General features: G+C 71.3%; 26 protein-coding genes. 12 read left to right on the top strand and 14 right to left on the bottom strand.

Going from position 1 to position 26,689, the window contains the following annotated elements:
• Window positions 1-18: 18 nt before the first annotated feature.
• The 4 genes from ACFQ9Z_RS28930 to ACFQ9Z_RS28915 all read right to left on the bottom strand — a co-directional run bounded on the left by ACFQ9Z_RS28930 (window position 19) and on the right by ACFQ9Z_RS28915 (window position 3,542).
• Complete coding sequence (locus ACFQ9Z_RS28930; RefSeq protein ID WP_383025186.1) at window positions 19-867, bottom strand: 1,4-dihydroxy-6-naphthoate synthase; 849 nt, start codon at window positions 865-867, stop codon at window positions 19-21.
• Window positions 857-1,606, bottom strand: a complete 750-nt coding sequence (locus tag ACFQ9Z_RS28925; RefSeq protein WP_383025183.1) for a futalosine hydrolase — start codon at window positions 1,604-1,606, stop codon at window positions 857-859. Before ACFQ9Z_RS28925 ends, ACFQ9Z_RS28930 begins: the two co-directional genes overlap by 11 nt.
• Window positions 1,576-2,076 (bottom strand): DUF2771 domain-containing protein, encoded by a 501-nt coding sequence (locus tag ACFQ9Z_RS28920; RefSeq protein ID WP_383025180.1) that lies wholly within the window; start codon window positions 2,074-2,076, stop codon window positions 1,576-1,578. Before ACFQ9Z_RS28920 ends, ACFQ9Z_RS28925 begins: the two co-directional genes overlap by 31 nt.
• 62 nt (window positions 2,077-2,138) lie before the next feature.
• The gene (locus ACFQ9Z_RS28915; protein ID WP_383025177.1) at window positions 2,139-3,542 is read right to left on the bottom strand and encodes an MFS transporter; all 1,404 of its coding nucleotides are present in this window, start codon (window positions 3,540-3,542) and stop codon (window positions 2,139-2,141) included.
• Window positions 3,543-3,936: 394 nt separating this feature from the next.
• Between ACFQ9Z_RS28915 and ACFQ9Z_RS28910 the strand changes: the two genes are divergently transcribed.
• Window positions 3,937-4,863, top strand: a complete 927-nt coding sequence (locus ACFQ9Z_RS28910; RefSeq protein WP_383025174.1) for a DUF3027 domain-containing protein — start codon at window positions 3,937-3,939, stop codon at window positions 4,861-4,863.
• Window positions 4,864-4,880: 17 nt separating this feature from the next.
• On the opposite strand, the gene ACFQ9Z_RS28905 is transcribed toward ACFQ9Z_RS28910, so the two are convergent.
• Together ACFQ9Z_RS28905 and ACFQ9Z_RS28900 are read right to left on the bottom strand one after the other, a co-directional pair.
• Complete coding sequence (locus tag ACFQ9Z_RS28905; RefSeq protein ID WP_383025681.1) at window positions 4,881-5,420, bottom strand: Uma2 family endonuclease; 540 nt, start codon at window positions 5,418-5,420, stop codon at window positions 4,881-4,883.
• 358 nt (window positions 5,421-5,778) lie between these two features.
• Window positions 5,779-6,306 (bottom strand): ATP-binding protein, encoded by a 528-nt coding sequence (locus ACFQ9Z_RS28900; protein WP_383025170.1) that lies wholly within the window; start codon window positions 6,304-6,306, stop codon window positions 5,779-5,781.
• A 126-nt stretch (window positions 6,307-6,432) separates the two neighbouring features.
• Here ACFQ9Z_RS28900 and ACFQ9Z_RS28895 point away from each other — a divergent pair, with 126 nt between their 5' ends.
• The 5 genes from ACFQ9Z_RS28895 to ACFQ9Z_RS28875 all read left to right on the top strand — a co-directional run bounded on the left by ACFQ9Z_RS28895 (window position 6,433) and on the right by ACFQ9Z_RS28875 (window position 12,791).
• Complete coding sequence (locus ACFQ9Z_RS28895; RefSeq protein ID WP_383025166.1) at window positions 6,433-7,278, top strand: helix-turn-helix domain-containing protein; 846 nt, start codon at window positions 6,433-6,435, stop codon at window positions 7,276-7,278.
• Window positions 7,275-7,523, top strand: a complete 249-nt coding sequence (locus ACFQ9Z_RS28890; protein WP_383025163.1) for a DUF397 domain-containing protein — start codon at window positions 7,275-7,277, stop codon at window positions 7,521-7,523. The genes ACFQ9Z_RS28895 and ACFQ9Z_RS28890 overlap by 4 nt, the downstream gene beginning before the upstream one ends.
• 68 nt (window positions 7,524-7,591) lie before the next feature.
• A complete protein-coding gene (locus ACFQ9Z_RS28885; RefSeq protein WP_383025160.1) occupies window positions 7,592-10,717 on the top strand; it encodes a sacsin N-terminal ATP-binding-like domain-containing protein in 3,126 nt (1,041 codons plus the stop codon).
• Between the two features lie 147 nt (window positions 10,718-10,864).
• A complete protein-coding gene (locus tag ACFQ9Z_RS28880) occupies window positions 10,865-11,731 on the top strand; it encodes a hypothetical protein (RefSeq protein WP_383025157.1) in 867 nt (288 codons plus the stop codon).
• Between the two features lie 229 nt (window positions 11,732-11,960).
• On the top strand, window positions 11,961-12,791 hold the full coding sequence (locus tag ACFQ9Z_RS28875; RefSeq protein ID WP_383025154.1) for a hypothetical protein: 831 nt from the start codon (window positions 11,961-11,963) through the stop codon (window positions 12,789-12,791).
• A gap of 3 nt (window positions 12,792-12,794) precedes the next feature.
• Here ACFQ9Z_RS28875 and ACFQ9Z_RS28870 read toward each other — a convergent pair whose 3' ends face one another.
• Both ACFQ9Z_RS28870 and ACFQ9Z_RS28865 read right to left on the bottom strand, forming a co-directional pair.
• Complete coding sequence (locus ACFQ9Z_RS28870; protein WP_383025151.1) at window positions 12,795-15,191, bottom strand: HAD-IC family P-type ATPase; 2,397 nt, start codon at window positions 15,189-15,191, stop codon at window positions 12,795-12,797.
• A 144-nt stretch (window positions 15,192-15,335) separates the two neighbouring features.
• Window positions 15,336-15,605 (bottom strand): DUF2530 domain-containing protein, encoded by a 270-nt coding sequence (locus ACFQ9Z_RS28865; protein ID WP_383025148.1) that lies wholly within the window; start codon window positions 15,603-15,605, stop codon window positions 15,336-15,338.
• A gap of 149 nt (window positions 15,606-15,754) precedes the next feature.
• On the opposite strand from ACFQ9Z_RS28865, the gene ACFQ9Z_RS28860 reads away from it, so the two are divergent.
• Window positions 15,755-17,206, top strand: a complete 1,452-nt coding sequence (locus ACFQ9Z_RS28860) for an NCS2 family permease (protein ID WP_383025145.1) — start codon at window positions 15,755-15,757, stop codon at window positions 17,204-17,206.
• Window positions 17,207-17,216: 10 nt separating this feature from the next.
• Here ACFQ9Z_RS28860 and ACFQ9Z_RS28855 read toward each other — a convergent pair whose 3' ends face one another.
• Window positions 17,217-17,399 carry a ribbon-helix-helix protein, CopG family gene (locus ACFQ9Z_RS28855; RefSeq protein ID WP_097257380.1) on the bottom strand — a complete coding sequence of 61 codons (183 nt, stop codon included), beginning with the start codon at window positions 17,397-17,399 and terminating at the stop codon, window positions 17,217-17,219.
• Window positions 17,400-17,554: 155 nt separating this feature from the next.
• On the opposite strand from ACFQ9Z_RS28855, the gene ACFQ9Z_RS28850 reads away from it, so the two are divergent.
• Both ACFQ9Z_RS28850 and ACFQ9Z_RS28845 read left to right on the top strand, forming a co-directional pair.
• Window positions 17,555-17,992, top strand: a complete 438-nt coding sequence (locus ACFQ9Z_RS28850) for a MarR family winged helix-turn-helix transcriptional regulator (RefSeq protein ID WP_383025140.1) — start codon at window positions 17,555-17,557, stop codon at window positions 17,990-17,992.
• 35 nt (window positions 17,993-18,027) lie between these two features.
• A complete protein-coding gene (locus tag ACFQ9Z_RS28845) occupies window positions 18,028-19,365 on the top strand; it encodes an MFS transporter (RefSeq protein ID WP_383025135.1) in 1,338 nt (445 codons plus the stop codon).
• Between the two features lie 19 nt (window positions 19,366-19,384).
• Here the strand turns inward: ACFQ9Z_RS28845 and ACFQ9Z_RS28840 are convergent, their stop codons facing one another.
• Window positions 19,385-19,750: a Uma2 family endonuclease gene (locus ACFQ9Z_RS28840; protein ID WP_383025132.1), complete on the bottom strand. Its 366-nt coding sequence runs from the start codon at window positions 19,748-19,750 to the stop codon at window positions 19,385-19,387.
• A 36-nt stretch (window positions 19,751-19,786) separates the two neighbouring features.
• Between ACFQ9Z_RS28840 and thpR the strand changes: the two genes are divergently transcribed.
• Window positions 19,787-20,359 (top strand): RNA 2',3'-cyclic phosphodiesterase, encoded by a 573-nt coding sequence (gene thpR / locus ACFQ9Z_RS28835; RefSeq protein WP_383025128.1) that lies wholly within the window; start codon window positions 19,787-19,789, stop codon window positions 20,357-20,359.
• A gap of 141 nt (window positions 20,360-20,500) precedes the next feature.
• Here thpR and ACFQ9Z_RS28830 read toward each other — a convergent pair whose 3' ends face one another.
• The 3 genes from ACFQ9Z_RS28830 to ACFQ9Z_RS28820 form a co-directional block, all read right to left on the bottom strand.
• Complete coding sequence (locus ACFQ9Z_RS28830) at window positions 20,501-21,493, bottom strand: aldo/keto reductase (protein WP_383025125.1); 993 nt, start codon at window positions 21,491-21,493, stop codon at window positions 20,501-20,503.
• A 53-nt stretch (window positions 21,494-21,546) separates the two neighbouring features.
• Window positions 21,547-21,909 carry a Uma2 family endonuclease gene (locus ACFQ9Z_RS28825; protein ID WP_383025120.1) on the bottom strand — a complete coding sequence of 121 codons (363 nt, stop codon included), beginning with the start codon at window positions 21,907-21,909 and terminating at the stop codon, window positions 21,547-21,549.
• Window positions 21,910-21,970: 61 nt separating this feature from the next.
• Entirely contained in the window at window positions 21,971-22,654 is a 684-nt protein-coding gene (locus ACFQ9Z_RS28820; protein WP_383025116.1) for a GDSL-type esterase/lipase family protein, read from the bottom strand.
• Window positions 22,655-22,742: 88 nt separating this feature from the next.
• Here ACFQ9Z_RS28820 and ACFQ9Z_RS28815 point away from each other — a divergent pair, with 88 nt between their 5' ends.
• Both ACFQ9Z_RS28815 and ACFQ9Z_RS28810 read left to right on the top strand, forming a co-directional pair.
• Window positions 22,743-23,705, top strand: a complete 963-nt coding sequence (locus ACFQ9Z_RS28815; RefSeq protein WP_383025113.1) for a WD40 repeat domain-containing protein — start codon at window positions 22,743-22,745, stop codon at window positions 23,703-23,705.
• A 138-nt stretch (window positions 23,706-23,843) separates the two neighbouring features.
• Window positions 23,844-25,361, top strand: coding sequence for a cellulase family glycosylhydrolase (locus ACFQ9Z_RS28810; RefSeq protein ID WP_383025110.1), 1,518 nt, complete (start codon window positions 23,844-23,846; stop codon window positions 25,359-25,361).
• 108 nt (window positions 25,362-25,469) lie between these two features.
• Here ACFQ9Z_RS28810 and serC read toward each other — a convergent pair whose 3' ends face one another.
• Window positions 25,470-26,588 (bottom strand): phosphoserine transaminase, encoded by a 1,119-nt coding sequence (serC, locus tag ACFQ9Z_RS28805; RefSeq protein WP_383025107.1) that lies wholly within the window; start codon window positions 26,586-26,588, stop codon window positions 25,470-25,472.
• Window positions 26,589-26,689 lie beyond the last annotated feature (101 nt).

Raw genomic sequence — 26,689 nt, 5'->3', positions numbered from 1 at the left:
AGGCCGCCCGGCAGCGGCCTACGGGAAGGCGAGCGCGTCCGGACCGAGGGGCGGCACGAGCCCCTCGGCCGCCGCGCGGGTGAGCAGCCCGCGGACCGCGGCGTAGCCGTCGTCGCCGAGAGCGGCGGTGAACTCGTTCACGTACAGCCCGATGTGCTGGTCGGCGACGGCCGGGTCCATCTCCTGGGCGTGCGCCATGACGTACGGCCTGGACGCCTCCGGGTCGTCCCAGGCCGCCCGTACGGAGGCCCGCACGGAATCGGCGAGCCGGCCGAGCGCCGCCTCGCCCAGCGAACGCTTGGCGATGATCGCGCCCAGCGGGATCGGCAGCCCGGTCGTGCGCTCCCAGTGCTCGCCCATGTCGGCGAGCTTGTGCAGCCCGTAGTTCTGGTAGGTGAAGCGCGCCTCGTGGATGACGAGCCCCGCGTCGACCTTGCCGTCCCGCACGGCCGGCATGATCTCGTGGAACGGCATGACGACGATCTCGCCGACCCCGCCGGGCAGGGTGTCCGCGGCCCACAGCCGGAACAGCAGGTAGGCGGTGGACTTCTCGCTCGGCACCGCGACAGTGCCCCCGGTGAGCTCCGCCCCCGCCTCGCGGGTCAGCACCAGCGGACCGCAGCCCCGGCCCAGCGCCCCGCCGCACGGCAGCAGCGCGTACTCGCCGAGGACGTACGGCAGCACCGCGTACGACACCTTCAGCACGTCGAACTCGCCGCGCTCGGCCATGCCGTTGGTGATGTCGATGTCGGCGAAGGTCACGTCCAGCGCGGGGGCGCCGGGGACGCGGCCGTGCGCGAGGGCGTCGAAGACGAAGGTGTCGTTCGGGCAGGGCGAGTAGGCGATCTGAAGCTGATCAGCGGTCATGTGGGTTCCAACTCTCCAGTGCGGGCGTGAGCTTCCCGAAGCCCTCGGTGAGGGCGGCGAGGGCGTCGCCGATGCGCCAGGCGGCGCGGTCGCGCGGGCCGACCGGGTTGGACACCGCGCGGATCTCCAGCACGGGCACGCCGTGCGCGGCGGCCGCCTCGGCGACGCCGAACCCCTCCATGCCCTCGGCGAGGGCCCGGGGGTGACGCTCGCGCAGCTCGGCGGCGCGGCCGGCGGTGCCGGTCACGGTGGAGACGGTCAGGACGGTGCCGACGCATGCGCCGGTGGCCTCGGAAACTGCTCGTACGAGTGATTCCGGCGGCCGGTGGGTGACGCTTCCGAAACCCAGCTCGGTGACCGGCAGGAAGCCGTCGGCGGTCTCGGCGCCCAGATCGGCCACCGTGATCGCGTCGGCGACGACGAGCGAGCCGAGCGGCGCGGCGGGCAGGAAGCCCCCGCCGATCCCGGCGGACACGACGAGGTCGTACGGCGTGCCGGCCAGTGCGGCCGCGGTGAGCGCGGCGGCCGTGGAGGCGGCCGCGAGGGCCGGTCCGACGCCGGCGGCCAGCAGGTCGCACCCGCCCGGGACCCGGACGAGTCCGGCGCCCGGCAGGGGTACCGCCGTCGTCTCGCCGGGGAAGGCACGCGCCACCGCGTCCCGTTCGGCCGGGACGGCGGTGGCGACGAGGAAGCGTGCGGAAGGCGTGGTCAGCTCGCCTTCTTCACCTTGAACGACCACAGCCCCTTGGGCGGGTTGCTGCCCATCTGGACGGACACGGTGTTGGTGTCGCCCTGGGTGCCGTACTGCTGGTTGAAGAACGCGTTGTACGGGAGGGTGCGGGTGGTCAGGTGGCTGGGCTCGGAGAACGGGTTGCCGTTCACCAGGATCGTCCAGCCGGCGTCCGCGATCTTCGGGTCGACGCCGAAGCGGACCTCCTGGTCCTGGCCCACCTTGATGGACTTGATGTCCTTGGAGTTCTTCGCGCACTTGGCGATCGACTTGGCGTCCAGCGGCTTGCCGTCGTTGTAGCAGAGCGCCTCCGAGCTGACCGAGTCCTGGCCTACGGTGACGGTCGCGACGGGCGTCGGCTTGTCGCAGGCCGAAAGGACGAGCAGTCCGGCGGTAACGGCGCCGGCGGCGGCGACGGCGCGGCGGCGTCGCACAGCACGTGTTACATCAGCGGCTTCGCCGCGGGGCAGCGTGGTCATGACCGAAGGCTATCGGGCACCTGTAGCCGTCCGCCCACGTGGGGTGCGGCGTGCCCGGTTCGTTACGCCACTCGCGCCCTGGTCCGGCCGCCGTGCCGGGCCGAGGCGAGCAGCCCGCGCAGCGTGCTCAGCCAGCCGGCGGCCACGAACACGGCGGCGACCGCGAGGCCCAGGGTGCCGTTCAGCGGCATCACGATGCCGACCGCGCCGCCGAACACCCACGCCATCTGCAGCAGGGTCTCGGACCGGGCGAACGCCGAGGTGCGCACCTGCTCCGGCACGTCCCGCTGGATCAGCGCGTCCAGCGACAGCTTGGCCAGCGCCTGGGCGAACCCGGCGACGGCGGCCAGGCAGGCCACGAGGAAGGCCCCGAAGAATACGGCGGCCACGATCGCCGTGCCCAGCGCAACCGCGACGACCGTCACGATGATGATCTCGGGCGCCTTCGACTTCAGCCATGCGCCCACCGCCGTGCCGAGCGCGTTGCCCGCACCGGCCGCGACCCCCACTATCCCCAGCGAGACCGCCGCGCTCTCCCCGGTCAGCGGGTGCTCGCGCAGCAGGAAGGCGAGGAAGAAGATCAGGAAGCCGGACAGACAGCGCAGCGCGGCGTTGGCGGCCAGGGCGTGCGTGACGGCGGGCCCCACGGTCCGCAGCCCCGGCCGCTTGGTCTGCTGCTTGCGCTGCGCCCCGTGCAGATGCTGCTCGTCGGCCGCGAGCAGCGCCACGTCCTCGCCCTTGGCGGAGTCGACCTTGGGCGGCAGGGAGAACGACAGAAACGTCCCTGCGGCGAAGATCACGAACGCTCCGTACAGCGGCCAGGGATCACCGAGGGCGTGCAGCCCCGCCCCGATCGGCGCGGCCACCCCGGTGGCCAGCAGCCCGGCGAGGGTGACCCGGGAGTTCGCCTTCACCAGCGAGAACGCCGGTGGCAGCAGCCGGGGCACGACGGCGCTGCGGACCACTCCGTAGGCCTTGGAGGCGACCAGCACCCCCAGCGCGGCGGGATACAGCTCCAGGCTCCCGTTCGCCACCGCCCCCGAGATGATCAGCGCCAGCAGCGCCCGGGCCAGCATCGCCCCGGCCATCGCGGCCCGCCGCCCGTGCGGCAGCCGGTCCAGCAGGGGCCCGATCACGGGCGCCAGTACGGTGAAGGGCGCCATCGTGATCGCGAGGTAGAGCGCGACACGCCCGCGGGCCTCGTCGGTCGGCACCGAGAAGAACACGGTCGACGCCAGCGCGACCGTGATCATGACGTCCCCGGCGCCGTTCACCGCGTGCAGCTCGATCAGCTTGCCCAGCCCCGACTCGCCCGCGCCGTGCGCGTGCGTGACCCTCCGGATGCCGCGCGCGGCCCCGGTCACGGGAAGGTGCAGGGCGCGGCCGACGGAGCGGACGGCACCGCCGACCCGGCCCGAACCGCCACCCCGAACGCTGCCCTTGTCCGTGGCTGCCACGTCGTTCATAGTGCCCCGAGACCCCGCCCGATAGTGCGGTTTGAATCCAAGCGAGTCGGCCGGCCACCCGGCGACGGCCGGCCCGCCACCCGATCACCCAGGGGCGGACGCCTGCCCGGGGACCGGTCGGCTTTCGGCCAACCGGACCGTCCGCCGGGGCCGGTTCTCGGCCAACCGGCACGCGCGGCCGCTCGGGAAACATCGCCGGGCAGCGGCGGACTGTCCCCGACCACCGGCGACCGGGTAGCGTGCGTATCTCAGCCATAACGCAGAATGGATGGCAGAGGTGCGCCCGAGCGCGATCGGATGCGGACGTCGATGCGGCCCCCAGGTCCGCTCCGTCCCGCCAACCGCCGGAGGCAGCCGCACTCATTGCAGACGGCGTAGGAGAGAAGCGATACCTGTGAGCGCAGCGACAACGCGAAGCCGCACCCCCGACCGTCTGTGCGCCGAGGCCGTCGACCTCGCCCGCGCCGCCGCCGAGGAGGCCGCCGCACCCGGAGTGGTGGGCGAGCACGTCGGGATGGTGTCGGAGGGCGACCGTGTTGTCACGCACTTCTTCGAGTGTAAGGAAATGGGCTACCGGGGCTGGCGCTGGGCCGCGACGGTCGCCCGCGCCTCCCGCGCCAAGATCGTGACCCTGGACGAGGTGGTCCTGCTCCCCGGCCCGGACGCCCTCCTCGCCCCCGAATGGGTGCCCTGGAGCGAGCGCTTGCGCCCCGGTGACCTCGGCCCCGGCGACCTGCTCCCCACCGACCAGGAGGACCTGCGCCTGGAGCCCGGCTACACGGGCGAGGAGGAGCCCCCGCCGAACTCGGTCGTGTCCGGTGAGATGGCGGAGCTGGCCGAGGCCGAGGACGCGGAGGTCACTCCCGGCGCCCCGGCCGTCCAGCCGACGACGCCCGTCCGCGGCTCGATCGCCTCGGTGGCGGAGGAGCTGGGCATGCGCCGCGCCCGGATCCTGTCCCGCTACGGCCTGCATGTCGCCGCGGACCGCTGGGAAGAGGCCTACGGCCCCAAGACCACGATGGCTCAGGCGGCCCCCGCCACCTGCATGACCTGCGGCTTCCTCATCCCGATCGGCGGCTCGCTGGGCCAGGCCTTCGGCATCTGCGGGAACGAGTTCTCCCCGGCCGACGGCCGGGTGGTCTCCCTGTCCTACGGCTGCGGCGCCCACTCCGAGGCGGCCGTCATGCCGAAGACCCCGCAGCCGGCCCCGCCGGTCGTCGACGAGACCCGGATCGACGTCTTCCCGCTCCGCCCGGCCCGTGACTCCGGTTCGGTCCCGGAGGCGGGCGACGAGGAGACGGCGGAGCTGGGCCACTCCTGAGCGGGGCCCGGTGAGGATCAGTCGCCGTAGAGCGGCAGGTTCTCCGAGGAGATGGTCCAGCCGCCGATGGTGACGTCCTCGCCGTAGACGAAGTCCTTCCGGGTCGCGTAGCGCGGCCCGGCGGGGGTGGAGTGGATGTCGGTGAGGACGGCGCCGGTACCGGTGCGGGGGTCGAAGACCGCGTAGACGGGGATGCCGAGGAGCGGATAGTCACGCGTCTTGCCGACCCAGTCGTTGTCCGGGTTGGAGCGGGAGACGACTTCGATCGCGGCGATCAGGGTGCGCGGGTCGAAGGAACCCGGTACCTCCATGTCCGTCCAGGCGATCACCATCACATCGGGACGCCGCAGGATGCCCTCGGACTCGTCCTCGACGTCGGGCTCCTCGGTGTGGGCGACGATCTCGTCAGGCATGACCTTCTCGAGTCGCTTCCGCAGATGCAGAGTGGTCAGCTCATGCGGGCCGACGGGCGCCGTCATGTCGTGAACGATCCCCTTCTTGGTGATCTCGAATTTGCCCGGGATGGTGTCGTCCACGGACTCGACGAGTTTCCGCATCGCTCGGTACGACTGGATGTGCACGCCGAGCCCGATCGCGAGACCGGACAGCTCCGGGTGCTGGGCCAGGTGGTTGCCGATCACGGTGAAGCGGGCGGAGTGGCGGGTGTTGTCGTGGATCAGTCCGCCGACCGCCGGTTCGGGTGGTTCTTGGCGACAACTCGGGACTGGGCGCGCATGGGCGCGCTACGGTGCTGGGTATCCATCGGGAAGGGTGTTTCCTAGGTGGTCAGGCCCTCGATCGGGATCGCTAGTCCCGGCCGGGGGCCGTTATTTTTGCCGGTTTGCAATGTGCTGGGCTCGCTGCGCCGAGCGTAGAGCGATCAACCGGGCGCCACGCCAGCCGTGTTCGCGATGTTCACCCTGGAGAGTGAGCGTGTGCCGTCGCGGGCGGGAGGGGTGGGGTTTGGCGGGGTTCTTTCTCCTCGGTGGTCCTTTGGGAAAGAGCGCCGCCCGGACCGCCACACGGGATCCCGGGTCGCGGTGGCAGCGCGATCTCCGCCCACACCGTCTTGCGGGGCGGCAGGCCCGGCATGACGCCCCAGCGGTCGGCCAGCGCGTCGACCAGCAGTAAACCGCGCCCCGAGTCGCCGTCCGGGTCCGCGTCGCCGACGCGGGGGAGCCGGTCGCCGCGGGTGTCGGTCACCTCGATCCGCAGGACGTCCGCGACGACGTAGAGCGTGAGCCGGAAGTCCCGGCCCGCCACCCGCCCGTGCGTGGCCGCGTTCGCCGCCAGCTCGGCCACGATCAGCGCCGCCGGGTCCAACGGCACCCCCCAGGAACTGAGTTGTTCGCTGGACAGCAGCCGGGCGAGACGGGCGCCGCGCGGTGTCGGGGAGAGCCGCACGCTGAAGTTCGGGACACGGGTGGAGATTTGCTGATTCACGTCACTCAGGGTGTCGGCGCGTGCTTACCGTGAACAGTGATCGTGTCGGTACGTAGAGTCACTGTCCGGGGCTTGTCCGAGGGTGTCCGGTCTGTCGGGACGGTGCGGGCGGGAAGGGGGCGCGGCGTGGCGGAGGAAGAGGAGCCGGGCTGGGAGGTCGACCCGGACGACGACTGGGGAGTCGCCGTCATCACCACCGTCGGACGCCAGCTCAGGCTGCGCCGCGAGGCGGTGGGCATGCGCGCGGCCGAGTTCGGCAGGGTCGTGGGCTACGGCGAGGACATGGTCTACAAGGTGGAGAGCGGCAAGCGGATCCCGCGCCCGGAGTTCCTGGACAAGGCGGACGAGGTACTGAGCGCGGGCGGGCTGCTGGCCGCGATGAAGGAGGACGTGGCGAAGGTCCGGTATCCGAAGCGGGTGCGGGACTTGGCTGACATGGAGGCCAAGGCCGTCGAGTACGGGGTGTACGTCGGACTGAGCATCCACGGCTTGCTGCAGACACCGGAGCATGCGCGGGCGCTGTTCGAGGTGTCCCAGTCCGCTTACACGGAGGACGAGTTGGAGAACCTGGTAGCGGCCCGCATGGCGCGTAAAGCGATCTTCGAGCGCTCCCCGGCTCCAGCGCTCAGCTTCGTACTGGAGGAGATGACGCTGCGCCGGAAGGTGGGGGGCACAATGGTGTGGCGTCAGCAGCTCGAACATCTGCTGGGTGTCGCTCAGCTCCGCAATGCCACGCTGCAGGTGATGCCGACCGACTCTGGGGCTCACCCAGGACTGAGTGGCAAGATCGAGGTGCTGAAGTTCGGAGACGGTACGGCACTGGGACGCTCCGACGGGGCATACAACGGCCGCCCGATCTCCGACCCGAAACAGCTCCGCATCCTTGAGCTGCGGTACAGCACCATTCGGGCTCAGGCTCTCTCCCCACGGGAGTCGGTGGCCTTCATCGAGCAACTGCTGGGAGAGACATGATCCGCGAGTTGGTCTGGTTCAAGAGCAGCCACAGTGACGGTCCCGAAGGCGACTCCTGCGTCGAAGTGGCCCTGGACTGGTTCAAGAGCAGCTACAGCAGCAGCAGTGAAGGCGACTCCTGCCTCGAAGTGGCTCCCACGCCCTCCACCATCCACATACGCGACTCGAAGCAGGACGACGGCCCCCTCCTGACCGTCACCCCCGCCACCTGGGCGACCTTCGTCGCCTACGCCTCCCACCGCTGACGCGGGGCCGGACGGCCGCCCGCTCACGGGGCTGTACCTTCGTCCTCACGCAGACGAGGAGAGTGAACGTGAGCAAGTACGTGCGGCCGGCGTCCGAGGGCGCCGACCCCTTCGGCACCGCCCGTCTCCGTCGCGGCGTCCTCGACGCCTGGGCCACCAGCCCCGCCCGGTTCCGCGAGGACGCCAACGCCGAGGAGGACCTGGTCCTCGGCGGCTACCGGGACCGGCTCGTCGTCGAGCTGGCCCAGAACGCCGCCGACGCCGCCGCCCGGGCGAAGGCGCCGGGGCGGCTGCGGCTCACCCTCCGCGACGGCGTCCTGGTCGCCGCGAACACCGGCGCCGCGCTGGACGCGACCGGTGTCGAGTCGCTGTCCACCCTGCGGGCCTCCGCCAAGCGGGAGGCCGACGACACCCACGGCGCCGTCGGCCGGTTCGGCGTGGGCTTCGCCGCCGTGCTGTCCGTCACCGACGAGCCGGCGATCGTCGGCCGGCACGGCGGGGTGCGCTGGTCGCTGGCCGAGGCGCGGGAGCTGGCCGGCGACACCGCCCGGCACAGCCCCGGGCTCGGGGACGAGGTCCGGCGCCGGGACGGGCACGTGCCGCTGCTGCGGCTGCCGTTCGCCGCCGAGGGCTCCGCGCCGGACCCGTACGACACCGCCGTCATCCTGCCGCTGCGCGACGCGGCCGCCGCCGACCTCGCCGAACGTCTCCTCGACGCCGTGGACGACGCCCTCCTTCTCGCCCTGCCCGGGCTCGAGGAGGTCGTCGTGGAGGTCGACGGCGAGTCCCCGCGCACCCTGCGCCGCCGTACCGAGGACGCCGTCACCGTCGTGGAGGACTCGCGCGACGGCGTCACCCGCTGGCGCACCGTCGCCTCGCACGGCCCGCTCACCGCCGAGCTGCTCGCCGGCCGGCCGGTCGAGGAGCGCCTGCGCCCCCACTGGTCGTTGACCTGGGCCGTACCGGCGGACGACGAGGGCCGTCCGGCCCGGCCGCGAACCGCCGCCGTCGTGCACGCCCCCACGCCGAGCGACGAGGCCCTCGGCGTCCCGGCGCTGCTCATCGCGTCCTTCCCGCTGGACACCACCCGCCGGCACGCGGCGCCCGGCCCGCTGACCGACTTCCTGGTGCAGCGCGCGGCCGACGCGTACGCCGAACTGCTCGCCGAGTGGCGCCCGGTGACCGACGGCGTCGTCGACCTGGTGCCCGGGCCGCTGGGCAAGGGCGAGCTGGACGGCGCGCTGCGCCAGGCGATCCTGGAGCGGCTGCCGCGTACCGCCTTCCTGCCGCCGGCCGCCGACCGCACGGAGGACGACGACCTCCCCGAGGCGCTGCGGCCGAGGGACGCCGAGATCGTGGAGGGCGCGGGGGCGGACACCGTGCGGGTCCTCGCCGAGGTGCTGCCCACCCTGCTGCCCGCCGGGCTGGAGCGCCGGGTGGAGCTGCGCACCCTCGGGGTCGCCCGGCTGTCCCTCGCCGACGCCGTGGACCGGCTCGCCGGTCTGGAGAAGGACCCCGGCTGGTGGTGGCGGCTCTACGACAGCCTCGCCGGGGTCGACCCCGACCGGCTCTCGGGGCTGCCGGTGCCGCTCGTCGACGGGCGTACCACCATCGGCCCCCGGCAGGTGCTGCTGCCCGGCTCCGACGCCGCCCTGGACGCGGACGTGCTCGGCCGGCTCGGGCTGAAGGTCGCCCACGAGGACGCCGTCCACCCGCTGCTGGAGAAGCTGGGCGCGCTGCCCGCCACCCCGCGCGCGGTGCTGACCACCCCGCAGGTGCGGGCCGCCGTCGCGGCCTCGCTGGACGACGAGGGCGGGGCGCTGTGGGAGGAGGACGCGCCGGACGCGGAGGAACTGGCCGACACCGTTCTCGCCCTCGTCCGCGACGCCGCCCTGGAGCCCGGTGACGAACCCTGGCTGGGCGCGCTCGCCCTGCCCGACGAGGACGGCGAACTCGCCCCGGCCGGCGAACTGGTCCTGCCCGGCAGCCCGTTCGCCCGGGTGATCCGCGCGGGCGAGCTCGCCGAGGTGGACCACGACCTGGCCGAGAAGTGGGGCGAGCAGCCGCTCACCGCCTGCGGGGTCCTCGCGGACTTCGCGCTCGTCCGCGCCACCGACGTGGTCCTCGACCCGGACGAACTGGAGCCCCGCGAAGGCGACTTCGCCGAGCCGGACGACGCCGGTCTGCTGGACGCCGTCGACGTGTGGTGCGAGGACATCCTCGACCGGTTCCCGGACACGCCCGTGCCGCCGGTCGCCACCGAGCTGGTCGCCGTACGCGACCTCGACCTGGTGGACGACGACAAGTGGCCGCAGGCGCTCGCGCTGCTCGCCCGGCCGCCGCTGCGCGACGCCCTCACCCAGCCGGTGCGCGTCCTGCTGCCCGACGGCACCCACGAGGTCGTACGGCCGTACACCGCGTGGTGGCTGCGCGGGCACCCGGTGCTCGACGGCCGCCGCCCGGCGGGCCTGCTCGCGGCCGGCGGCGATCCGCTCCTGCACGGCCTGTACGACGAGGCCGACGCGACCGGCTTCGAGGACGAGCAGGTGCTGCGCGCGCTGGGCGTCCGGACCTCGGTCGCCGCCCTGCTGGACGAGCCGGGCGGCGCGGCCGAACTGCTGGACCGCCTGTCCGACCCCGGGCGGCGGGTGAGCCCGGCCCAGCTGCACGGCCTGTACGGCGCGCTGGCCGAGCTGGACCCGGAGCAGGTGACGCTGCCGGACGAGCTGCGGGCGGTCGTGGACGGCCGGGTGGAGGTGGTGGACGCGGCCGACGCGGTGGTCGTGGACTCCCCGGACCTGCTGCCCTTCACCTCCGGCGTCCCGCTGCTGCCGGTCCGCCCGGCCCGCGCCGCCGAGCTGGCCGAACTGTTCCAGGTGCGGCGGCTGAGCGAGTCCGTCACCGGGTCGGTCGACTCCGAGGGCGCCGAGCACGGCGTGCCGGACGCGGTACGGATGCTGCTCGGGCCGCGTGTGCCGGGCACCTATGTGGAACACGATGAACTGGTCGTGGACGGCGTGGAGATCGACTGGCGCCTCACCGACGACGGCACCCTGCACGCGGCCACCCTGGAGGGCGTGGCGGCGGGCCTCGCCTGGGCGGCCGGCCAGTGGCCCCGCCGGTTCGAGGTGGCGGCACTGCTGGAGGACCCGTCCAGGACGGAGGAACTGGCCCGGGACCGCTGGTTCGACTGACACCCGCCGGTGCGTGCGCGGGTCGCTCGCAAAACCTTCAACTTTCGTACAACCGTTTCCCTGTGTGGCGGGTCTGATCAGCGAGTCGACTGACTCCCACGATCATTTGGGCACGCGAGTGCCCACCCTCTCCACACAGGGGAACGCATGCGCATACGTGCCACCGTGGCCGCCGTGACCGGCGCCCTGGCCCTCTCCGCCCTCGCCGTGCCGGCCGCGCAGGCCGCCGACTCGGCCCCGTCCTACAAGGCGGCGGTCGCGAAGGTCCACTCGCACGCCACGTCCGGCAAGAACGGCTTCCGCGCGGCCGCCGACGAGCCCGCGGACCTGGGCGTCACCTTCTCGAACCTCAAGATCGCCTCCGCGATCAAGGTCGGTACGACCAACCACGTCACCGCCACGGTCACCTACACGATGACCCACGGGGACAACTACGTCGTCGGCGGCGACGACTTCGACAACGGCCCGTACATCTACAAGCCGTCCACGGGCGGCTTCCTGGCCGGTGAGAACCCGTCCACCTGCACCGCCACCTCGCCGACGACCGCGAACTGCAAGGGCCTCGTCGACATCTACCCGGCCGAGGGCGACCTGCTCAACGTCGACGCCGGCACCTGGAAGGCCGGTGCGCTGGCCCTCCAGTACAGCACCGGTGACGCCTCGGTGGCGGAGGGCCTGGGCACCACCAAGGTCCAGCGCAACTCCAAGCTGACCGTCAACGCCTCGCCGGAGCCCGTGCGGAAGGGCGCGACCGTCACGGTCACCGGCAAGCTGACCCGGGCCAACTGGGAGGACAACAAGTACCACGGCTACACCGGCCAGTCGGTGAAGCTGCAGTACCGCAAGAAGAGCTCCAGCACCTACACCACGCTTAAGACCGTCACCACCGACTCCACCGGCAGCCTGAAGACCACGACCAAGGCCACGGCCGACGGTTACTACCGCTTCGCCTACGCGGGCGGCACCACCACCCCGGCGGTCAACGCCACGGGTGACTACGTCGACGTGAAGTAAGCGGCACCCGCACCGCACCGCACCGGCCCCGGGACCTCGTTGTCCCGGGGCCGGAAGCTTTCCTCCCACTTGTGCCAAGACCTGGCCCCACCTGGGTAACGGGCGGGCAATCGGGGTCCAAAATCTGGCCGGAATGCGCTTACGCCGTACAACCGCCACACCGTGTCGAGGATCTGATCGCGTGAGTCAGCCGACTCCACGATCACTTCTCCCTCCAAGGGAACCGCACATGCGCATACGTGCCACCGTGGCCGCCGTCTCCGGCGCCCTGGCCCTCTCCGCCCTCGTCGTCCCGGCCGCGCACGCGGCCACGTCGAGCGGTACGCCGTACACCCTGGACGCCAGCTTCTCCGGCGTCACGATCGCCAAGGCGATCAAGGTCGGCACGACCAACGAGGTCAGCACCAAGTACACCTACACGCTGACCCACGGCGCCGGCGTCGACATCACGGCGAAGGACTTCTACACCGACGCGTTCCTCTACCGCGGCTCGTTCGACGACCCGAGCGCCGAGCTGTACGGCGACAACCCGGCGACCTGCACCGCCACCTCGGCGACCACCGCCACCTGCACGGGCACGATCGACATCCGCCCGGCCGGCGGCGACCTGACGAACGCGAACGCCGGCAGCTGGACGGTGGCCGCCGAGGCCATCGCCTTCAACGGCCAGGACCCGAACAACCCGGACATGAGCAAGGTCGGTTACAAGGACCAGGACGGCCTCGGCGCCACCCTGGTCCAGCGCTACTCCAAGCTCACCGCCGACGCCTCGCCGGAGCCGGTCTACAAGGGCAAGACCCTCACGGTCACGGGCAAGCTCTCCCGCGCCAACTGGGAGGACCACCTGTACCACGGCTACACCAGCCAGCCGGTCAAGCTCCAGTTCCGCAAGGCGGGCACGAGCACGTACACGACCGTCAAGACGGTCTACTCCGACTCGGCGGGCAACCTGAAGACCACCACCACGGCCTCCTACGACGGCTACTGGCGCTTCAGCTTCGCGGGCACCTCGACCACCCCGGCGGTCAACGCCACCGGCGACTACGTCGACGTGAAGTAGGCCTCACGCCGGGAAGCGGCGGCCGGCCCATCTCCACAGGAACTCCAGGGCGGCCGCCGCCACCGCCGAGACGGCCACCGCCGTCCACGGCATGGCGACGCCCACCAGTCTGAGGGCGAAGAAGTCCTGTAGCGCCGGTACGACGAGGACCAGCAGGAAGGCCGCACCCATCGCGGCCACCAGGGCGATCCGCCACCAGGTGTACGGGCGGGCGATGATCGCCAGGACCCACATGGAGACCAGGAACAGCGTGAGGGTGGCCGCGCTGGTCTCCGCCTCCAGGGAGTCCGGCCCGGTGTAGTGGTCCCGGGCCAGCAGGTACGTCGTGAAGGTCGCCACTCCCGCCACCACCCCGCCGGGCACGGCGTACCGCATGACCCTGCGCACGAAGTGCGGGTGGGCCCGCTCCGTGTTGGGCGCCAGGGCCAGGAAGAAGGCCGGGACGCCGATGGTCAGGGTGGACAGCAGGGTCAGGTGACGCGGCAGGAACGGGTACTCCACCCGCCAGCACACCACCAGCAGCGCGAGCAGCACCGAGTACACCGTCTTGACCAAGAAGAGCGTCGCCACGCGCGTGATGTTGCCGATCACCCGGCGGCCCTCGGCGACCACCGACGGCAGCGTGGCGAAGCTGTTGTCCAGCAGGACGATCTGCGCCACCGCCCGGGTCGCCTCCGAGCCCGAGCCCATGGAGACGCCGATGTCGGCGTCCTTCAGGGCCAGCACGTCGTTCACGCCGTCCCCGGTCATCGCGACCGTGTGCCCGCCCGCCTGCAGCGCGCCGACCATCTCCCGCTTCTGCTGCGGGGTGACCCGGCCGAAGACGGTCCCCTCGTCCAGCGCCTTCGCCATGTCCTCGCGGTCGGCCGGCAGCCGGCGCGCGTCCACCGCCGTACCGGACAGGCCCAGTTTGGCCGCGACCGCGCCGACGGACACCGCGTTGTCACCGGAGATCACCTTCGCGTGGACCTCCTGGTCGGCGAAGTAGCGCAGGGTGTCGCCGGCGTCGGGGCGCAGCCGCTGCTCCAGCACGACCAGGGCGGTGGGGCGGGCGCCGCGGGCCGGCTCGGGGTCGTCCAGTTCACGGGTGGCGCGGGCCAGCAGCAGGACCCGCAGTCCCTGTGCGTTCAGGCGCTCGGTCTCGGACAGGGCGGGGTCGTCCTGTGGGAGCAGCACGTCGGGGGCGCCCAGCAGCCACGTGCTGGCCTCGCCGTCGCCCTCGCTGAAGGCGGCGCCGCTGTACTTGCGGGCGGAGGAGAAGGGCAGCGACTCGACGCAGCGCCACTCCTCGCTGTCCGGACAGGCGTCGATGATCGCCTGGAGGGAGGCGTTGGGGTGCGGGTCGGACTCGCCGAGGGCGCCGAGCACCCGGCGCACGTACGGCTCGTCGGCCCCGTTCAGCGGCCGCAGCTCGGTGACGTCCATGCCGCCCTCGGTCAGCGTGCCGGTCTTGTCCAGGCAGACGGTGTCGACCCGGGCCAGGCCCTCGATGGCGGGCAGCTCCTGCACCAGGCACTGCTTGCGCCCGAGCCGTATCACCCCGATGGCGAAGGCCACGGAGGTGAGCAGCACCAGCCCCTCCGGGACCATCGGGACGATGCCGCCGACCGTGCGCGCCACCGCGTCCTTGAGGTTGTTGCTCTTCACCACGAGCTGGGTGATGACCAGGCCGATCGCGGCCGGGACCATCATCCAGGTCACGTACTTCAGGATCGTGGAGATGCCGGACCGCAGCTCGGAGTGGACGAGCGTGAACCGGGATGCCTCGTCGGCGAGCTGCGCGGCGTACGCCTCCCGGCCCACCTTGGTCGCCCGGAACGCGCCGCCGCCGGCGACCACGAAGCTGCCCGACATGACCGGGTCGCCGGGGCGTTTGACCACGGGGTCGGCCTCACCGGTGAGCAGCGACTCGTCGATCTCCAGACCGTCGGCCTCCGCGCACACCCCGTCCACGACGATCTTGTCGCCGGGGCCCGTCTCCACGAGGTCGTCGAGGACGATCTCGTGCGTGGCCACTTCGACCGCGACCCCGTCGCGGCGCACGGTCGGCCGGGCCTCGCCGATCACGGCCAGTGAGTCCAGGGTCTGCTTGGCCCGCCACTCCTGCACGATCCCGATGCCGGTGTTGGCGAGGATCACGAAGCCGAAGAGGCTGTCCTGGATCGGCGCGACGAACAGCATGACCAGCCACAGCACGCCGATGATCGCGTTGAACCGGGTGAAGACGTTCGCGCGGACGATCTCGCCGATCGAGCGGCTGCTGCGTACCGGGACGTCGTTGACCTGCCCCCGCGCGACGCGCTCGGCGACCTCGGCCCGGGACAGGCCCGCCGACCGGACCCCTGGCAGAGCCATTGGATGCACCGGGTCGAGTTCGGCGCCCGCGTCGATGTGCGTCATGCATCCGACGGTACGTGTGGATCTGCGGCTTCACCTGCCGAGTGCGGGCAGGATCCGACCTGGGGAGGAGGGGTGTCCTGCGCTGGTCGGAGACTCTCCCCGGCCGCCCGCCGGCCGCCTGGCCCCGAAACCCCGAGGCCGGCGCTACCGTCCCGAGGTGGCCGCCTTCAGCGCCGCGTCCCGCTTGATGGCCGCGTCCCGCTTTCGGACGTACCAGATGCCGATCAGGCCGAGACCGCCGCCGGCCAGGCAGGTCCACAGCCACCACAGATGGCCGTGGTCGTCGAACCAGCCGTAGAAGGGCAGCTGGACCAGGAAGAGGACGAACCACACGATCGTGCCGCCGGTGATGGTGGCGACCACGGGCCCCTCCAGGGGCTCCGGCGCCTCGTGCTTGGGGGTCCACTTCGTCATGCGCACAGCTTACGAGGTGATCAGGTCTACGCGCGGAGATGGCGATTTGCCACTCATACGTTCATACTGAAAACGTTTGTCTTTGGCCGCTTCTGTTCGTATGAAACTCCAACGGGGCTCGGGGGAACCCTGCTGGTGATGAGGTCCTCATGTCCACCTCGGCTCCTGCCAAGGTCCCCGCCCCCGAGCAGCCGGGCGGCACGCCCGCCTACGGCGCTCTCGACCGCTACTTCAAGATTTCCGAGCGCGGCAGCACGCTCGGGCGCGAGATCCGGGGCGGTTTCGCCACCTTCTTCGCGATGGCGTACATCATCGTGCTGAACCCGATCATCCTGGGCAGCGCGAAGGACATGTACGGGCATCACCTGGACAACGGGCAGCTCGTGACGGCGACCGCGCTGACGGCCGCGTTCACCACGCTGCTGATGGGCGTCATCGGCAATGTGCCGATCGCGCTCGCCGCCGGTCTCGGTGTGAACTCCGTCGTCGCGCTCCAGCTCGCCCCACGGATGTCCTGGCCGGACGCCATGGGCATGGTCGTGCTGGCCGGCTTCGTGGTCATGCTGCTGGTCGCCACCGGACTGCGCGAGCGCGTGATGAACGCCGTACCGTTCGGCCTGCGCAAGGCGATCTCCATCGGTATCGGCCTGTTCATCATGCTGATCGGCCTGGTCGACTCCGGCTTCGTCACCCGTATGCCGGACGCCGCGCAGACCACCGTCCCGCTGCAGCTCGGCGTCGGCGGTCACCTCAACGGCTGGCCGGTGCTGATCTTCATCCTCGGCGCGCTGCTCACCTTCGCGCTGATCGTCCGCAAGGTGCCGGGCGCGATCCTGATCTCCATCGTCGGGATGACCGTCCTCGCGCTGATCATCAACTCGGTCGCCCACGTCTCCACCTGGGGCCTGACGGTCCCGAAGTGGCCCGGCAACCCGGTGGCCACGCCCGACTTCGGCCTGGTCGGCCACTTCAGCCTCTTCGGCGGCTTCTCCAAGGTCGGCGTGCTGACCGGCATCCTCTTCGTCTTCACCGTCCTGCTGTCGTGCTTCTTCGACGCGATGGGCACGATCATGGGCATCGGCGACGAGGCCAAGCTGACGGACGCCCAGGGCTACATGCCTGGCATCAACAAGGTCCTCTTCGTCGACGGCGTCGCGGTCGCGGCGGGCGGCGCCAGCTCCGCCTCGGCCACCACCGCGTTCGTGGAGTCCACGGCGGGCGTCGGCGAGGGCGCGCGCACCGGTTTCGCGAACGTCGTCACGGGCGCCCTGTTCGCGGTGGCCCTCTTCCTCACCCCGGTCGCCACCATGGTCCCGTCCCAGGCGGCCACGCCGGCCCTGGTCGCGGTGGGCTTCCTGATCCTCTCGAACTCCGTCAAGGAGATCGACTGGGCGGACTACACCATCGCCATCCCGGCCTTCGTGACCATGATGATGATGCCGTTCACCTACTCGATCACGAACGGCATCGGCATGGGCTTCATCACCTTCGTGGTGCTGCGCCTGGCCGCCGGGCGGTCCCGCGAGGTCCCGGTCGCGATGTACGCCGTCGCCGCGGTGTTCGCCTTCTACTACCTGATGCCGGCCCTGGGTCTCACCTGAGGCGCGGGCGTCACGTGACGCCGTAGAACTTCTCCGTCTCCTCGACGGCGGCCTGGAACCGCTCGTCGAAGTCGTCCCGAATGAGCGTGCGGACCACATAGTCCTGCACGCTCATTCCTCTTCTCGCCGCGTGGTGGCGGAGCCGTTCGAGCAGCTCCCCGTCTATCCGCAGGCTGAGCACAGTGGTCCCCATGCCTACGAGGGTGGCCACATTCGGCCATCCCATGCGTCACTATCCGGCAACGACTCACTCTTACGAGTGGTTATTGCGGCGAGTGGCGGGCGTCACGGGCGTCCTGTCCCTTCCCCGGTGGTCCTTAGCGAGAGTAATGAGTTACGCTAATGACCATGCCCGACCTCACCCACGGCGACGACGCCGCCGCCGTGAACTCCCTGCGCTCCGCCGTGATGCGACTGTCCCGTCGCCTCAAGCACCAGCGCGTCGACGAGTCGCTGAGCCCCACCGAGATGTCGGTGCTGGGCACCCTCTCCCGCTGCGGCACCGCCACCCCGGGCGAACTCGCCCGCAAGGAGCACGTGCAGCCCCCTTCGATGACCCGCATCGTCGCGCTGCTGGAGGCCAAGGGGCTGGTCCGGCTCGAACCGCACCCCGAGGACCGTCGCCAGAAGACCGTCACCAGGACCGAGCAGGCCGAGGCGATGCTCGAGGAGAGCCGCCGCAAGCGCAACGCGTTCCTGGCCGGCCTGGTCGACGCCCTCGACGAGGAGGAGTGGGCCAAGCTCCGCGCCGCCGCCCCGGTGCTGGAGAAGCTCGCGCACCTGTAAGCCATTCACCCCCCGCCAGGAGGAGGCGAACCCTTTTGAGTACGGGATCCGGAGCAGCTTCCGCCCCCGCACCGATCACTACTACCCCCACCGCCCGTAAGTCCTCGATGTTCAGCTCACTGAAGGTCCGGAACTACCGCCTGTTCTTCGCAGGCCAGGTCGTCTCCAACACCGGCACCTGGATGCAGCGCATCGCCCAGGACTGGCTGGTGCTCAGCCTCACCGGTTCCTCCGCCGCCGTCGGCATCACCACCGCCCTGCAGTTCCTGCCGATGCTGCTGTTCGGCCTGTACGGCGGCGTCCTGGTCGACCGGCTGCCCAAGCGGCCCACCCTCCTGGCCACCCAGACGGCCATGGCCATGACCGGCCTCGCCCTCGCCTTCCTGACCCTCACCGGTCACGTCCAGGTCTGGCACGTGTACTTCGCCGCCTTCGCCGTCGGACTCGCCACGGTGCTCGACAACCCGGCCCGGCAGTCCTTCGTCTCCGAGATGGTCGGCCCCGGCCAGCTCCAGAACGCGGTCAGCCTGAACTCCGCGAACTTCCAGTCCGCCCGGCTGGTCGGCCCCGCCGTCGCCGGCCTCATGATCACCGGCGTGGGCACCGGCTGGGCGTTCCTCGCCAACGGCCTGTCCTTCGCGGCGCCCATCGCCGGCCTGCTGCTGATGCGCTCCCGCGAGCTGCACGCCGTCGAGCGCGCCCCGCGCGGCAAGGGCCAGCTCCGGGAGGGCCTGCGCTATGTCGCCGGACGCCCCGAGCTGATCTGGCCGATCGTGCTCGTCGGCTTCATCGGCACCTTCGGCTTCAACTTCCCGGTGTGGCTCTCGGCCTACGCCGACGACGTCTTCCACGCCGGCGCCGGCGCCTACAGCCTCTTCAACACCCTGATGGCCGTCGGCTCCCTCGTCGGCGCCCTGCTGGCCGCCCGCCGCGGCACGGCCCGGCTACGGCTGCTGATCGCCGCCGCGCTGGCCTTCGGCACGCTGGAGACGGTGGCCGCGCTGGCCCCGTCCTACTGGCTGTTCGCGCTGCTCATGGTCCCGATCGGGGTCTGCGGGCTGACGGTCAACGTCACGGCGAACACCGCGGTCCAGATGGCCACCGACCCTGCCATGCGCGGGCGGGTGATGGCGCTGTTCATGATGGTCTTCATGGGCGGCACGCCGCTGGGCGCGCCGGTCGTCGGCTGGATCACGGACACCTACGGCGCCCGGGTCGGTTTCGCCCTCGGCGGTGTGATCTCGGCCGTGGCCGCGGCCACGGTCGGCCTGGTCCTGGCCCGCATCGGCGGCCTGCGCCTGGCGGTCGGCTGGCACCGCGGCCACCCCCAGGTCCGCTTCGTCCCCCGGGAGCAACTGGCCCCGGCGGCCTGACGCGCGGGAGGAGCGGGACTCAGTCGCGGGGAAACTCGTCGGTCTTGAGGACGAGACCGACGGGGGTGCCCGTGAGGTCCGGCTCCTCCCCGAAGTCGGCCTTCATCTGAAGGGCGTACTTGCCGTCCCTGGGGTGGGTGAGGACATGGCACTCACCTCGGTAGGGGTCGGCGACGACGTAGACGGGCACCTCCGCGAGTGCGTAGGCGAGCTTCTTGCGGCCGTAGTCGTTCGCCGCGGTGTCCGCGGAGATGATCTCGGCCACGAACTCGACGTCCTGGTAGCGCCAGCGGCCCTTGCTGTCCTTCACTGACCGCTCGGCCAGGGCCGCCACGTCACAGGCGAAGCCGTTCAGATGCCCGGGGAAGCCGATCCGCACGGTCATCCGGACACGCCGGGGTGTGCGCGGGAGACTGGCGGCATGAGACTCTTCGCCGCCCTGCTGCCCCCGGACGACGTCGCGGGCGCGCTCGCCCGGGAGGTGGTCGCGCTGCGGGAGCTGCCCGGCGCCGACGGACTGCGCTGGACCGGGCGGCCCGGCTGGCACTTCACGCTCGCCTTCTACGGCGAGGTCGACGAGGAGCTGGTACCGGAGCTGCGGGACCGCCTGGAGCGCGCGGCGGGCCGTACACCGGCCTTTCCACTGGCGCTGCGCGGCGGGGGCCAGTTCGGGCGCGGGAAGGCGCTGTGGACGGGCGCGGACGGCGATCTGCGGGCCCTGCGGCTGCTGGCCGGGCGGGCGGAGGCCGCGGCGCGCAGGAGCGGCATCGAGATGGGGGAGCACCGCCGCTACCAGGCGCACCTGACAGTGGCCCGCAGCCGCTCGACGGTGGACGTCCGGCCGTACGTGGCGGCGCTGGGCGACTTCGGCAGCCGTACCTGGACGGTGGACGAGCTGACCCTCGTCCGCAGCAACCTGCCGAAGTCCGGCGTGCCCGGCGAGCAGCCCCGTTACGAGACGGTCGGCCGCTGGGCACTCGGCGCGGCCGGTTAACCTCGATACGTGGACCCGAAGACCCGTAACCGGATCATGGCCTTTGTGCTCGTGCTGATGTTCGCCGTCGTCGCCCTGGCGGCCGCGCTCGGCAGGTGAGGCGCGGGCGCGGCCGCGTCGGCGGTCAGCGGCGGGCGCCGCTCACCAGGCGAAGGCCTCCGGGGACGGTCCCGGGCCGGGGAAGATCTCGTCGAGCCCGGTCAGCAGCTCCTCGCCCAGCTCCAGCTCCACGGCCCTGATCGCCGACTCGAGCTGCTCGGCGGTGCGCGGTCCGACGATCGGGCCGGTGACGCCGGGCCGGGTCAGCAGCCAGGCCAGGGCGGCCTCGCCCGGCTCCAGGCCGTGCTTGTCGAGCAGGTCCTCGTAGGACTGGATCTGCGCGCGGGCGGCGGGGTCGGCGAGGGTGTCGGCGGCCCGCCCGGAGGCACGGCGCCCGCCCTGCACCTCCTTCTTGATCACTCCGCCCAGCAGCCCGCCGTGCAGCGGCGACCACGGGATGACCCCGAGGCCGTACTCCTGCGCGGCCGGGATGACCTCCATCTCGGCGCGGCGTTCGGCGAGGTTGTACAGGCACTGCTCGCTGACCAGCCCGATGGTGCCGCCGCGCCGGGCGGCGATCTCGTTGGCCTGGGCGATCTTGTAGCCGGGGAAGTTGGAGGAGCCGGCGTAGAGGATCTTGCCTTGCTGGACCAGTACGTCGATGGCCTGCCAGATCTCCTCGAAGGGAGTGCTCCGGTCGACGTGGTGGAACTGGTAGAGGTCGATGTAGTCGGTCCGCAGCCGCTTCAGGCTGGCGTCCACCGCGCGCCGGATGTTGACCGCGGAGAGCTTGTCGTGGTTGGGCCAGGCGGCGCCGTCGGCGCCCATGTTGCCGTACACCTTGGTGGCGAGAACGACCTTGTCCCGGCGCTCGCCGCCCTTGGCGAACCAGCTGCCGATGATCGACTCGGTACGGCCCTTGTTCTCGCCCCAGCCGTAGACGTTGGCCGTGTCGAAGAAGTTGATGCCCGCGTCCAGCGCCGCGTCCATGATCGCGTGGCTGTCCGCCTCGTCGGTCTGCGGGCCGAAGTTCATGGTGCCGAGGACGAGTCGGCTGACCTTGAGTCCCGTGCGTCCTAGCTGCGTGTACTTCATGGTGTCCTAGCCAACGGCTTGGAGTGCGCTCGAAGCAAGGGGGGTTCGGGCGGCTAGCCGCGGGGGAAGGCGTCCGTCTTCAGGACGAGGTCGACCACCGTGCCGGTCAGGTCGACGTCGGTGCCGAAGTCGACCCGCGTGACGCGGGCGTAGTCGCCCTCCTTGGGATCGGTGTGGACGTGGCAACGCCCCTGGTACGGATCGGCGATGACGTACACGGGAACCTCGGCGTCGGCGTACGCGGTCCTCTTCGGGCCGTAGTCGTTGGCGGCGGTGCCCCTTGAGATGACCTCGGCGACGAACTCGACGTCCTCGTGGCGCCAGCGACCGCCGGCGTCCGGCTCCGCCGATTCCTTGAGCATGGCGACGTCCGGGCAGAAGCCGTTCTCGTGGCGCTCCTGAACCGGCTGCTCCATGGACGGGTGCAGCCGCGCGGTTCAACGATAGGCACGGTGACGGGGAAACGACGGAATCAGGTCAATCCGTTCCAGCCGCGTAAGCCTGTCCGATTCCCCAGGCCTCCCACATCGCCCCGGCGAAGGCCTCCGCGATCCGGTGCTCGCCGCTCGCGTTGGGGTGCGTGCCGTCGTAGGTGTGGGTGTGAACGTCGTACTCCTCGGGCGGCGAGGCGAGCAGCAGCGGGGAGCGGGGTTCGTCGAGGTCGGCCACCGTCTTGGCGAGCAGTTCGTTGAACCGGTCGACCTGGTCCGCGAAGGCGTCGTCGGCCTGGGCGCGGATGTTCGGGATCACCGGCAGCAGCACCATGCGGATGCCCGGCCGGGCCTGGCGGGCGCCCGCGACGAACGCCCGTACGTTCTGTGCCGTCTGCTCGGCGTTGGTGTAGAAGCCGAGGTCGATCAGGCCCAGCGAGACCAGCAGCACGTCGGCCCGGTGCTCACGGACCGCCCCGCCTATCAGCGGCGCCATGTGCAGCCAGCCCTCGCCCCAGCCGGCCAGATGGGCCCGGGGGAACTCCGGGTCGGCGTACGCGTACGACACCGGCGCCTCGGCCGTCTTGTCGTACAGCTCCTCGCGCGGGCCCACCAGGGTGAACGGGCCGCCGCACGAATCGCGCAGGTGCTGCCACAGCCGGTAACGCCAGGTGTGTTCGCCCGCGCTCCCGATCGTCATGGAGTCCCCGACGGGCATGAACCTGAGCACCCGCTCATGATGGACGATCAGCGCGACCGGTGGGATGTGAGGCCCGACACGTCCGACGCGCCACCGCGGCGAATGGCAGGCTTGGGGCATGCGTCGACCGTTCGCCCTGCTCGCCGGGGCCCTGCTCGCGGGGGCCTGTGCGCTGCCCGCCTCCGCCGCCGACGGTGACCGGGGTTTCACCATCAAGGACCCCAGGATCACCGAGTCCAGCGGACTCGCCGCCTCCCGGCTGCACCCCGGCATCTACTGGACGCACAACGACAGCGACGACGGGCCGTACATCTACGCCGTGGACAGCAGGACCGGCAACACGGTCGCGACCGTGACCCTGCGCGGCATCGGCTCCCCGCGCGACGTGGAGTCCATCTCCATCGGCCCGCACAACGAGATCTACGTCGGCGACATCGGGGACAACTTCGACGGCAGATGGCCGTACGTGTGGATCTACCGGCTGCCCGAGCCGAAGGTGCTCAAGGACCAGACGGTCACGGCCAGGCAGTACGTGGTGAAGTACTCCGACGGGCCGCGCAACGCCGAGTCGCTGCTCGTGCACCCGAAGAGCGGTCGCGTCTACATCATCGACAAGAAGGAGGACGGCGGGCATCTGTTCGAGGGTCCCGCGACGCTCTCCACCTCCGGGACGAACGTCTTCCGGCCCGTCGCCGCGGTCGATCTGTGGGCCACCGACGCCGCCTTCTCCCCGGACGGCCGCCAGCTCGCGGTGCGCGGGTACTTCGGCGGGATCTACTACGACTGGAACGGCGGGCGGATCAAGCGCGAGGGCCGGCTCGACATCCCCCTGCAGGGGCAGGGCGAGTCCCTGACGTACTCCACGGACGGGACCAAGCTGATGTACGGCAGCGAGGGCGCCGGCAGCTCGGTGCAGGCCGAGGACGCGCCCGGCGACCACTCCGCCAAGTCGCCCTCCGGCAGCGGGGGTTCGGCGTCCGACGGGTCCGGGGGCGGCGGGAGCGTCAAGGTCGGGGCCGCCGTCGTGGCGGTCGGCGCGGTCGTCCTCCTCGGGCTGCGGCTGCGGCGCCGGCGGGGCTGAACACCGCCCCGGCGCCGGAGTCCGGTCCGCCGGACATCTTGACGTGGCCATGGCGTCCCAGTTTCCTTGATGTCGCGCGGTGCATGGGAGCGCTCCCATCCGTTCCGGGGCCGCGTCTCCCGAGAGGAACCGAGGCACATGTTCCGCAGCTTGCGAAGAGCGCTGTGCGCTGCCGCCGCCGCGCTCCTGCTGCCCCTGGCGGGCGCGCACCAGGCGCACGCGGCCGCCGCCCCCGGAGCCGGCTACTGGCACACCAGCGGCCGGCAGATCCTGGACGCGGCCGGGCAGCCGGTGCGCATCGCGGGGATCAACTGGTTCGGCTTCGAGACCGGCAACCACGTGGTGCACGGCCTCTGGTCGCGCGACTACAAGAGCATGATCGACCAGATGAGGTCGCTGGGTTACAACACCATCCGGCTGCCCTACAGCGACGACGTCCTCAAGTCCGGCACGATGCCCGAGAGCATCGACTTCTCCGGCGGCAAGAACGCCGATCTGCAGGGGCTGACCTCGCTCCAGGTCATGGACCGGATCGTGTCCTACGCCGGCCAGGACGGCCTGAAGGTCATCCTGGACCGGCACCGGCCCGACTCCGGTGGCCAGTCGGCCCTCTGGTACACCGCGTCCGTGCCCGAGTCGACCTGGATCGCCAACCTCAAGTCGCTGGCGGCCCGCTACAAGGGCCAGGACACGGTCATCGGCATCGACCTGCACAACGAGCCGCACGACCCGGCCTGCTGGGGCTGCGGCGACCAGGCCACCGACTGGCGGCTCGCGGCCGAGCGCGGCGGCGACGCGGTGCTCTCCGTCAACCCGGACCTGCTGGTCTTCGTCGAGGGCGTGCAGACGTACAACGGCGTCTCCGGCTGGTGGGGCGGCAACCTGATGGGCGTCGCGCAGTACCCGGTCCGTCTCGACGTGGCGAACCGCGTGGTGTACTCCGCCCACGACTACGCCACCAGCGTCGCCCAGCAGAGCTGGTTCAGCGACCCGTCCTTCCCCGCCAACATGCCCGGGGTGTGGGACAAGTACTGGGGCTACATCTTCAAGCAGAACATCGCGCCGGTGTGGGTGGGCGAGTTCGGCACCACCCTGCAGTCGGCCGTGGACCAGAAGTGGCTGGCCGCGCTGGTGAGCTACCTGCGGCCGACCTCGACGTACGGCGCGGACGCCTTCCAGTGGACCTTCTGGTCGTGGAACCCCAACTCCGGTGACACGGGCGGCATCCTGAAGGACGACTGGTCGACGGTGGACACGGTGAAGGACGGGTACCTGGCCAGCGTCAAGGCGCCGTTGTTCCCGGGCACCGGGGGCGGTGGTGGCGGGGGCGGCGGTGGTGGCGGTGGCGGTTCCTCGGCCGCGTGCAGCGCCTCCTACGCGGTCAGCAGCGACTGGGGGAGCGGCTTCAACGCCCAGGTGACGGTGACGAACACCGGGACCACCGCCCTCAAGTCCTGGAAGGTGACGTGGACGTGGAGCGGTTCACAGCAGATCACGTCCATGTGGAACGCCACGTACACGCAGAGCGCGGCCGGGGTCACGGCTGTGAACGCCGCTCACAACGGCAGTGTGCCGGTGGCGGGTTCGACCGGTTTCGGCTTCGGCGGCGCGCCCGGCGGCGGTGCGGTGCCGGCGCTGACCTGCACGGCGACGTGAACCGGCCGGCCCGCACGGCGGTGTGAGAGCGGGTGCCCGCACGGCGGCCCGAGAAGAGGGCGCCCGGCGTGAAAGCCGCCGGGCGCCCTGCCGCTCCACCCGAAGGGGTCAGAGCTTCTCGATCACGTAGTCGACGCACTTCGTCAGCGCCTCGACGTCCGCCGGGTCGATCGCCGGGAACATCGCGATGCGGAGCTGGTTGCGGCCGAGCTTGCGGTAGGGCTCGGTGTCCACGATGCCGTTGGCGCGCAGCACCTTGGCGACGGCGGCCGCGTCGATCTCGTCGGAGAAGTCGATGGTGCCGATGACCTGCGAGCGCTTGGCCGGGTCCGTGACGAACGGAGTGGCGTACTTCGACTCCTCCGCCCAGCCGTACAGCCGGGTCGAGGAGTCCTTGGTACGGGCCGTGGACCAGTCGAGGCCGCCCTGGCCGTTGAGCCACTCCAGCTGCTCGTTCAGCAGGAAGAGGGTGGCGAGGGCCGGGGTGTTGTACGTCTGGTTCTTGCGGGAGTTGTCGATCGCCGTCGGCAGGCTGAAGAACTCCGGGACGTGCCGGCCGGAGGCGTGGACGCGCTCGGCGCGCTCGATCGCGGCCGGGGAGAAGACGCCGATCCACAGGCCGCCGTCGGAGGCGAAGGACTTCTGCGGGGCGAAGTAGTAGACGTCCGTCTCGGCGACGTCGACCGGGAGGCCGCCCGCGCCGGAGGTGGCGTCCACCAGGACGAGCGCGCCCTCGTCGGCGCCGGCCACGCGCCTGATCGGCATGGCGACGCCGGTGGAGGTCTCGTTGTGGGTGAACGCGTAGACGTCGACACCCGCCTCGGCGTGCGCCTCGGGGTGGGTGCCGGGGTCGGCGGCGACGACGGTGGGCTCGGCCAGCCAGGGGGCGAGCTTGGCGGCCTTGGCGAACTTCGAGGAGAACTCGCCGAAGCTGAGGTGCTGGGACTTGTTCTCGATCAGTCCGTGGGTGGCGATGTCCCAGAAGGCGGTGGAGCCGCCGTTGCCGAGGATCACCTCGTAGCCCTCGGGGAGGGAGAACAACTCGGAGATGCCCTCGCGGACCTTGCCGACCAGGTTCTTCACGGGCGCCTGGCGGTGGGAGGTACCCAGGAGGGACGTGCCAGTGGCGGCGAGGGCGTCCAGCGCCTCGGTCCGCACCTTGGAGGGGCCAGCGCCGAAGCGTCCGTCGGCGGGCTTGATGTCAGCGGGGATCTGGATGTCGGCCACGCTTCGGAGGGTATCGGCTACGCGAAACGGGACGGAACCGTGTCCGTCCGATGAGACGAGTCCGCCGGTTCATGGACTTGTGGTCTCGTACGACTCGTACG

Source organism: Streptomyces sp. NPDC056580 (assembly GCF_042793175.1).
GTDB lineage: Bacteria > Actinomycetota > Actinomycetes > Streptomycetales > Streptomycetaceae > Streptomyces.
The sequence above is the reverse complement of the archived record's forward strand: the minus strand, read 5'-3'. Positions and strand labels throughout refer to the sequence as shown.

What these genes read in the sequence shown, in the direction of transcription:
- ACFQ9Z_RS28930 (WP_383025186.1), bottom strand. Translation starts at nt 867, where the DNA reads ATGACCGCTGATCAGCTTCAGATCGCCTACTCGCCCTGCCCGAACGAC.
- ACFQ9Z_RS28920 (WP_383025180.1), bottom strand. Translation starts at nt 2,076, where the DNA reads ATGACCACGCTGCCCCGCGGCGAAGCCGCTGATGTAACACGTGCTGTG.
- ACFQ9Z_RS28915 (WP_383025177.1), bottom strand. Translation starts at nt 3,542, where the DNA reads ATGAACGACGTGGCAGCCACGGACAAGGGCAGCGTTCGGGGTGGCGGT.
- ACFQ9Z_RS28905 (WP_383025681.1), bottom strand. Translation starts at nt 5,420, where the DNA reads ATGCGGAAACTCGTCGAGTCCGTGGACGACACCATCCCGGGCAAATTC.
- ACFQ9Z_RS28890 (WP_383025163.1), top strand. Translation starts at nt 7,275, where the DNA reads ATGATCCGCGAGTTGGTCTGGTTCAAGAGCAGCCACAGTGACGGTCCC.
- ACFQ9Z_RS28880 (WP_383025157.1), top strand. Translation starts at nt 10,865, where the DNA reads ATGCGCATACGTGCCACCGTGGCCGCCGTGACCGGCGCCCTGGCCCTC.
- ACFQ9Z_RS28875 (WP_383025154.1), top strand. Translation starts at nt 11,961, where the DNA reads ATGCGCATACGTGCCACCGTGGCCGCCGTCTCCGGCGCCCTGGCCCTC.
- ACFQ9Z_RS28870 (WP_383025151.1), bottom strand. Translation starts at nt 15,191, where the DNA reads ATGACGCACATCGACGCGGGCGCCGAACTCGACCCGGTGCATCCAATG.
- ACFQ9Z_RS28865 (WP_383025148.1), bottom strand. Translation starts at nt 15,605, where the DNA reads ATGACGAAGTGGACCCCCAAGCACGAGGCGCCGGAGCCCCTGGAGGGG.
- ACFQ9Z_RS28860 (WP_383025145.1), top strand. Translation starts at nt 15,755, where the DNA reads ATGTCCACCTCGGCTCCTGCCAAGGTCCCCGCCCCCGAGCAGCCGGGC.
- ACFQ9Z_RS28855 (WP_097257380.1), bottom strand. Translation starts at nt 17,399, where the DNA reads ATGGGGACCACTGTGCTCAGCCTGCGGATAGACGGGGAGCTGCTCGAA.
- ACFQ9Z_RS28850 (WP_383025140.1), top strand. Translation starts at nt 17,555, where the DNA reads ATGCCCGACCTCACCCACGGCGACGACGCCGCCGCCGTGAACTCCCTG.
- ACFQ9Z_RS28840 (WP_383025132.1), bottom strand. Translation starts at nt 19,750, where the DNA reads ATGACCGTGCGGATCGGCTTCCCCGGGCATCTGAACGGCTTCGCCTGT.
- thpR (WP_383025128.1), top strand. Translation starts at nt 19,787, where the DNA reads ATGAGACTCTTCGCCGCCCTGCTGCCCCCGGACGACGTCGCGGGCGCG.
- ACFQ9Z_RS28830 (WP_383025125.1), bottom strand. Translation starts at nt 21,493, where the DNA reads ATGAAGTACACGCAGCTAGGACGCACGGGACTCAAGGTCAGCCGACTC.
- ACFQ9Z_RS28825 (WP_383025120.1), bottom strand. Translation starts at nt 21,909, where the DNA reads ATGGAGCAGCCGGTTCAGGAGCGCCACGAGAACGGCTTCTGCCCGGAC.
- ACFQ9Z_RS28815 (WP_383025113.1), top strand. Translation starts at nt 22,743, where the DNA reads ATGCGTCGACCGTTCGCCCTGCTCGCCGGGGCCCTGCTCGCGGGGGCC.
- ACFQ9Z_RS28810 (WP_383025110.1), top strand. Translation starts at nt 23,844, where the DNA reads ATGTTCCGCAGCTTGCGAAGAGCGCTGTGCGCTGCCGCCGCCGCGCTC.